We start from the raw sequence: 1,499 nt of genomic DNA, 5'->3' as shown, positions 1-1,499 counted from the left end.
CGTGCCAGTTCGCGCTCTGACTTCGTGGACTCGCGTAGCTCCTGACGAATCGCGGGCGTGGTGCGGGCGTTGCGATGTAGGTTCAGATTCATGATGAGATGTTCCCTCAGGTCGCGGATGGTGTCGTCGGCAGTCGCCGCTTGGTCGTCCTCAGCTCATCACTGAGTGTGCGCAGTGCCTCGCGGGCTTGGAACAAAGGATAGCTCCTTTTCGGAATATAATCCCACGGGACGGAACACCCAGATATTCAATTCGACGTACAAGGCACACCTAAAGATCTCGATGGCGCACGCGATCTCGCCGAACGCGATAAATATCAGTTTAAATGGTGGGCCTGTTCGCTGGTCAATGCGCAACCCTATCAAGGCAAAAAGAAAGGCGCAGATAGTGGCATCGACGGCTTGATCTTTTTTCAGGACGAAAAAAATAAACCCAAAAAGATCGTGGTGTCCGTCAAAGGTGGCAATCATGTCAGCGTCGCAATGATCCGCGATCTAGCGCATGTTGTCGAACGCGAAGAGGCGGCGATTGGTCTATTTGTGACACTGGCCGAACCAACTAAACCGATGCGCAAAGAAGCCACTGAATGCGGCTTTTATAAATCGGAAGCCTATGGGAATAAACCATTTCCCAAGATTCAAATTTTAACCGTCGCTGATTTGCTCACCGGTCAAGCACGCGCTGATTATCCAACTGGACTGGGATTAGCGCCAAAATCTACACCCAAAGACACCACCCGCACGCGCAAAAAACAGCAAGATTTGCTGTAAATTACTGGAGAACGCCTCATGCGTAAACTGACTTTATTTGCTTGCCTGCTCAGTCTTGGTTCAATCACTCAAGCCAATGATGCGCTCTATACTGCGCGTTATGCGCTGTGTATGGATCATGCGGGCGGTGTGACAGTTCAGATGGTTGATTGCATTGCGACAGAATTAAACACGCAAGATGGGCGACTGAATGGCGCGTATCAAAAATTGCGGTCGCACTTATCGGCAGAACGCAAAAAAGCTCTGCAAACTGCGCAGCGGTTATGGGTGAAATATCGTGATACGAACTGCGATTTTTACGATGATCCGCAGGGCGGAACATTCCATCGCATGTTAGCCAGTGAATGCGTGCTCCGCGAAACCGCAGAACGTGCTCAGGAATTGGAAAATTTAGCTGAAGTTTATAGCAATTAAATAGCTTTTTTGCTGGCTGACTGGTCACGCAGCTTTTAAAACTGCGTGACCAGCAATATCTACAACATCGACCTACCTGTTCCGTCCCGTGGGATTATATTCCGAAAAGGAGCTATCCTTTGTTCCAAGCCCGCGAGGCACTGTGCACACTCAGTGATGAGCTGAAGACGACCAAGCGGCAACTGCTGACGACACCATCCGCGACCTGACGGGACATCTAATCATGAATCTGAACCTACATCGCAACGCCCGCACCACGCCCGCGATTCGTCAGGAGCTACGCGAGTCCACGAAGTCAGAGCGCGAACTGGCACG

2 protein-coding genes are annotated in these 1,499 nt (G+C 50.9%); both read left to right on the top strand.

Going from position 1 to position 1,499, the window contains the following annotated elements:
- Positions 1 to 245 precede the first annotated feature (245 nt).
- A complete protein-coding gene (locus BLW10_RS13555; RefSeq protein ID WP_091335583.1) occupies positions 246 to 770 on the top strand; it encodes a restriction endonuclease in 525 nt (174 codons plus the stop codon).
- An 18-nt stretch (positions 771 to 788) separates the two neighbouring features.
- Positions 789 to 1,184, top strand: a complete 396-nt coding sequence (locus BLW10_RS13550) for a lysozyme inhibitor LprI family protein (protein ID WP_091335580.1) — start codon at positions 789 to 791, stop codon at positions 1,182 to 1,184.
- Positions 1,185 to 1,499: the final 315 nt, after the last annotated feature.

This window comes from Allochromatium warmingii, from assembly GCF_900107145.1.
GTDB lineage: Bacteria > Pseudomonadota > Gammaproteobacteria > Chromatiales > Chromatiaceae > Thermochromatium > Thermochromatium warmingii.
Note: the sequence above shows the minus strand (reverse complement) of the source record. Positions and strands in the feature narration are given on the sequence as shown.